This is a genomic window from Neobacillus drentensis (assembly GCF_036962765.1).
In the GTDB taxonomy this organism is placed as follows: Bacteria; Bacillota; Bacilli; order Bacillales; family Cytobacillaceae; genus Neobacillus; species Neobacillus drentensis_C.
Genome location: NZ_JBALOS010000151.1, coordinates 1 through 4,883, shown reverse-complemented (window position 1 = coordinate 4,883; position 4,883 = coordinate 1). Strand labels below are relative to the sequence as shown.

Genomic DNA, 4,883 nt, shown 5'->3' with positions numbered 1-4,883 from the left:
AATTCGCCGCAATATTCAATATGAAAAGCCAGTAATTTGTGGCCATTCCCCCCAAAAAGTTGAGAAGTAAAAAAAACGGGAGCCGTTTCTATCGAAATGGCTCCCGTTTTTTTAGTTTCATACTTTATATTGTTCACTAATACCCTATCACACTAATAAAAAAGACAGACCCGACATGGGTCTATCTCTTCGACTTTATAAAACTAGAAAGTATGTGCAAGGTCTTTAGCACGGGCAATAGCATTTTCTTTTATTTCCTGTGCTTTATCTGGCATTGCATTATGTCCTTCTACAAATAGCCCTTCGAAAGCCGGAATTTTATTTTGAATCAAAAATAAAATAAATAATAATTCTCGGATTTTATTATTTTTAATTCGAGACAATTGTATAAAATGATTTACAGAATGTCAAAAAAATTGTTCGCATCATATTTTCCTCCTTTGGGAAATGGTAACATATCCATTTTTTTAGTGAACATCAGCCTGGTTTTCGGGAATCACTTTATACAGGAAATTTGGCGGCAAACTGCTTCTTATTGCATTAATAAAAAATTCAATTGCCTCTTCAGATTCAAATAGGATACCACCAATCACTTTATTTTCAATTTCAAGTTCTTGTCCTTTTTGATCAAATATTCTTACCCTAAATATCATAAATGACCATCCATATTATTTTATTATTTTTGCTTATATCGTTTTATTTCATGGCGTTTTTCAATACGTTTTTCAATTCTTTCTATTTCATCGCTATTGTTAAGAAGGTTCTTTTTGTTTTCCTGTACTAATTCTAGAAATGATATTTTTTTCGTTTTACGCATGATCGTTCCTCCTGTTGCTTTGTTCTATTAATCAGAATAAAATAGTCTTAATTTGTAATTTTGGTAGAAATTTATTCTATAATGATTTCTGTTATAACATTGTTACTCATCTAATAATTTTTCTAAATTTTTATCTACAAATTTCGCGGGGAAACCGGCGCCCTAAATACTGTTGCGATACCCTGTCCACCAGCCATGCAAAGAGTAGCAAGCCCCCACTTCGCCTTTCTTTTCAACATGGAGTGTATAAGTGTCACACTAATTCTAGCACCACTGTTTCCAATCGGATGCCCTAGTGCAATGGCTCCGCCATTTACATTCGTTTTATTCATTGGTAAACCCAGTTCTTTTATGACAGCTAACGATTGAGCAGCAAATGCTTCATTAAGTTCAATTAAATCTAAATCCTCCATTTGTATATTTGCCATGCTTAACGCTTTATTTGTTGCCTCAACAGGCCCAATTCCCATCCGATCTGGCTTTACCCCTGAAACTCCAAGTCCTACAACTTCTACTAAAGGCTCTAATTGATATCGATCCACCATTTCACCGGAAACCAGTAACAACATAGAGGCACCGTCGTTTAATCCAGATGAGTTCCCCGCTGTGACTGTTCCGTCCTTCTTAAACACAGGTTTTAAAGTCGCTAATTTTTCTAAATTTGTTTTCCTTGGGTGTTCATCTTTAGAAAAAATAATAGAATCTCCCTTTTTTTGTGGAACTTTTACAGGAACAATCTCGTTCTGGAAACCGCCATCTTCATTGGCATTAAGTGCCTTTTGCTGACTTTCATATGCAAATAAATCTTGCTCCTCACGGGAGATCGAATAATCTTCAGCCAGATTTTCTGCTGTCATTCCCATTACAAGCTTTCCGTACTTCTCTACAGGCTGGGAACCCGGTTGACTTTCCTTATTCGGATCGAGAATTTCACTGTTTCCTGAAAGAAAGCCATAACGTCCATTTCGAATATAATAAGGAGCATTGCTCATGCTTTCTACCCCCCCTACAATATAGGCATGACCTAGACCAGCTCGAATTGCCAAGAAAGCATTATGAATAGACTGCATACCCGATCCACATTGGCGATTTACGGTGTACCCTGGAATTGACTCCGGCAAGTCTGCCTTTAAAAGAGCCACTCTAGCAATATTAGCTTGGTCTTGGCTCTGTTTTGCCTGACCAATAATCACTTCATCAATCACTTCTTCAGGCAGCAAATTCTTTTCTTTTAAATTCTGAAATAATGGAAGTAATAGATCATCCGGCTGTAAGTCCTTTAGAGCTCCGCCTATTTTTCCCACCGCTGTCCGTTGTGCACTTACTATATAAACTTTATTATTCATGATGTCCTCCATCGTTTACTGACATAACTTTAAAGTCTGCATCCGTCTTTTCTTGAACTTCTTTCAAAGTGACACCAGGCATTAATTCTTTTAATACTAACTGATCATTCTGGAATTCAAAAACAGCTAATTCTGTAATAATCCAATCAACTTTACGAATGGATGTAATCGGGTATGTGCAATTTTTAACTATTTTAGAATCTCCATTTTTGGCGGTATGATTGGTCGTAACAATAATCTTTTTGGCCCCGCTTAAAAGATCCATAGCCCCTCCTACTCCCATGATATTTTTCCCAGGTATCGCCCAGTTTGCAATATACCCCTGTTCATCAACCTGCAGTGCTCCCAGTATGGCAACATCCACATGTCCCCCGCGGATCATGGCAAAAGAGTCTGCACTATTAAAATAGGAAGCACCCATTCCCTCACTAATTGGCAGCTTTCCCGCATTGACTAGGTTTGGATCAAAATCTTCTTCCCTATTCAACTCTCGAACCCCAAGCATTCCATTTTCTGTATGGAAATAAACGAACTCTGAATCCACATATTTGGCAATGAGTGTGGGTATTCCGATTCCTAAATTAATGACTGAATTTGGTTGCAGTTCAGCCGCTGCCCTTTTCGCTATTAACTCTTGAACGTCTTTATTTGATTGCATTTTTTGCTACAACTCCTTCCTTAGTTAGAATCAGATGGCTTTCTACAATGGCGTCGACAAATAAATGAGGGGTGACAATTTCCTCGGGTGAAAGCTCGCCTGCCTCAACAATCTCGTCAACCTCAGCAATGACGAAGTCAGCTGCTGTGGCCATTAACGGATTAAAATTGCGAGCCGTTTTGTAATACACTAAATTCCCGAGAGTATCTGCCTTTGCAGCTTTAATCAGTGAAACATTTGCTCGCAGCGGCTCTTCAAATACATACCATTCTCCATTAATTTCGCGTACTTCCTTCCCTTCTGCCAATTGAGTCCCAACACTTGTTTTTGTATAATAGCCGCCAATACCGGCTCCTCCAGCTCTTATTGATTCAGACATCGTTCCCTGAGGCATAAGCTGAATTTCAAGTTTACCTTGAATAAACTGATCTCCCACTTCCCTATTACTAGTAAAATACGAACCAATAGCTTTTCTAATTTTTCCTTGTCGTAATAAAATGCCTAGGCCTTTTCCTTGTTCACCAAGATTATTACTGATTACGGTAAGTTCATTCACATCATGGCGTGTCAATTCGTCAATTAAACTTAATGGAGCACCAACTAAACCAAATCCTCCAACCATAATGGTGTCACTTGAATTTACTTTTGTAATGATTTCTTTTGCACTTTTTACTTTTTGCATAGATTTCACTCCCTACTTATTTTGACAAAGCAAAAAGCCCAGCCAATCCAAAGGAAATAAGCATAGTGCTTTTTCCTTTGGAAAGACTGGGCTACCTTAAATTTAATGAAAACGGTGAGTTTTCAACATTAAGAATTCATCTTTCCACCATCGTAATCAGTAATTGATTAAGAATTTACATTTATAAAATTTACCGTGAATTTATTTTACTACTTTATTAATAACTTACAAGTAGAAAGAATTCCCATCTCTTAACTTCATAACAACGGTATTCTATTTAATGTTCTTCATTTTTAACTTTTAAAACGCAAGAGCCGGTATCGTCAGAATTTAGAATGAGGCGATTAATTTTTATTTTACTTGATTAAGTCTTTCCATGTACCTTTTATAGGCTGCTTTTAATGCCACAATTACGGAATTCGTAGAAGGAGCAAAGTAATGCTTCTCAACTCTCTGAATTAGTTCATCAATTCCATTGGATAAGTCATAACCGACCATCATACGTCTAAAAAAATCCTTTGTTAAATCTGCCAAAAAAGTGAATTCCACATTAATAATTTCATTGGTAGCAGGATCAATTTCCAATATAATTCCTGTATGTTTATATGCTTCGTACATAGCACTTCCTTGAGGTGCCTTAGAATATGCAGTGACAAGTACAGTATTCAATTCTTTGTGGTTTCCCATAACATAGCCCCCTACCCTTGAACTATTCATAGCATTTAATAAAAACACCCTTTCATACATTTTCTGCTAATTAATAAAAATTTTTCTAAAATTAACTTACAACATCAAAATGTTTTACCAATCTTTTTTTAACCAGCCATATTATTACTAGCTAAGGATGCGTTATAGATAGAGTAATGATCAAGATACATCTTTTGAGTCCCTAAAGGAAATACAAACTTTAAGGTATTGGTTCCAACTGTATAGCTGATAATTTCTTCCTTGTTAATGGTTTTAACATCTGTTTTCGGAGAACCAAAATAATACTTAATGTCCTGAATGGTTAAGGCTTTTAAACTCGGATCATAAGATCGAATCTCAAACAACTGCTGCCCTTTATTATAAGCCACAACTACATTTTTTTTACTATATGTGCAATAGGTGCCTTTTGCTGCAGCAACATACTCTCTTTTATCTTCTTTTCCCCAACTCTTTCTTACTTCATCAATTGTGGTGCTTTTTATATGAAAATCAGCGTTTATTATTGAACCTACTTTTGCTTTAGTTCTTATATTTATTAGCAATTTATTCTTTGTACTATTTGTCGCAGGCACTGAAGCATTTGATATTGCTTTGGTTATTTGATTATTTAGATTACTTACATTTACAAGTGTAACTTTATTATTATTAAGATTATATTTATGTTTTAAAGTT

General features: G+C 35.9%; 7 protein-coding genes and 1 pseudogene. All 8 read right to left on the bottom strand.

Features of this window, described 5'->3' with window-relative positions; genetic code table 11:
• Positions 1-203: 203 nt before the first annotated feature.
• Positions 204-317: pseudogene (locus V7137_RS18615) on the bottom strand (FMN-dependent NADH-azoreductase); the annotation flags it as partial.
• Positions 318-467: 150 nt separating this feature from the next.
• Positions 468-653, bottom strand: a complete 186-nt coding sequence (locus V7137_RS18610; protein WP_218347126.1) for a hypothetical protein — start codon at positions 651-653, stop codon at positions 468-470.
• A gap of 23 nt (positions 654-676) precedes the next feature.
• Positions 677-817 (bottom strand): FbpB family small basic protein, encoded by a 141-nt coding sequence (locus tag V7137_RS18605; protein WP_335699456.1) that lies wholly within the window; start codon positions 815-817, stop codon positions 677-679.
• 134 nt (positions 818-951) lie between these two features.
• On the bottom strand, positions 952-2,163 hold the full coding sequence (locus V7137_RS18600; RefSeq protein ID WP_335699455.1) for a thiolase family protein: 1,212 nt from the start codon (positions 2,161-2,163) through the stop codon (positions 952-954).
• Entirely contained in the window at positions 2,156-2,821 is a 666-nt protein-coding gene (locus V7137_RS18595) for a 3-oxoacid CoA-transferase subunit B (protein ID WP_335699454.1), read from the bottom strand. Before V7137_RS18595 ends, V7137_RS18600 begins: the two co-directional genes overlap by 8 nt.
• Positions 2,808-3,503: a CoA transferase subunit A gene (locus tag V7137_RS18590; protein ID WP_335699453.1), complete on the bottom strand. Its 696-nt coding sequence runs from the start codon at positions 3,501-3,503 to the stop codon at positions 2,808-2,810. The genes V7137_RS18595 and V7137_RS18590 overlap by 14 nt, the downstream gene beginning before the upstream one ends.
• 351 nt (positions 3,504-3,854) lie before the next feature.
• Entirely contained in the window at positions 3,855-4,190 is a 336-nt protein-coding gene (locus V7137_RS18585) for a DUF3870 domain-containing protein (RefSeq protein ID WP_335699452.1), read from the bottom strand.
• A 128-nt stretch (positions 4,191-4,318) separates the two neighbouring features.
• Positions 4,319-4,883 (bottom strand): YjgB family protein (locus tag V7137_RS18580; protein WP_335699451.1); only part of this gene is annotated, 565 nt, incomplete at its 5' end.

Coding starts and splice junctions, on each gene's coding strand:
- V7137_RS18610 (WP_218347126.1), bottom strand. CDS start 653: ATGATATTTAGGGTAAGAATATTTGATCAAAAAGGACAAGAACTTGAA.
- V7137_RS18605 (WP_335699456.1), bottom strand. CDS start 817: ATGCGTAAAACGAAAAAAATATCATTTCTAGAATTAGTACAGGAAAAC.
- V7137_RS18600 (WP_335699455.1), bottom strand. CDS start 2,163: ATGAATAATAAAGTTTATATAGTAAGTGCACAACGGACAGCGGTGGGA.
- V7137_RS18595 (WP_335699454.1), bottom strand. CDS start 2,821: ATGCAATCAAATAAAGACGTTCAAGAGTTAATAGCGAAAAGGGCAGCG.
- V7137_RS18590 (WP_335699453.1), bottom strand. CDS start 3,503: ATGCAAAAAGTAAAAAGTGCAAAAGAAATCATTACAAAAGTAAATTCA.
- V7137_RS18585 (WP_335699452.1), bottom strand. CDS start 4,190: ATGGGAAACCACAAAGAATTGAATACTGTACTTGTCACTGCATATTCT.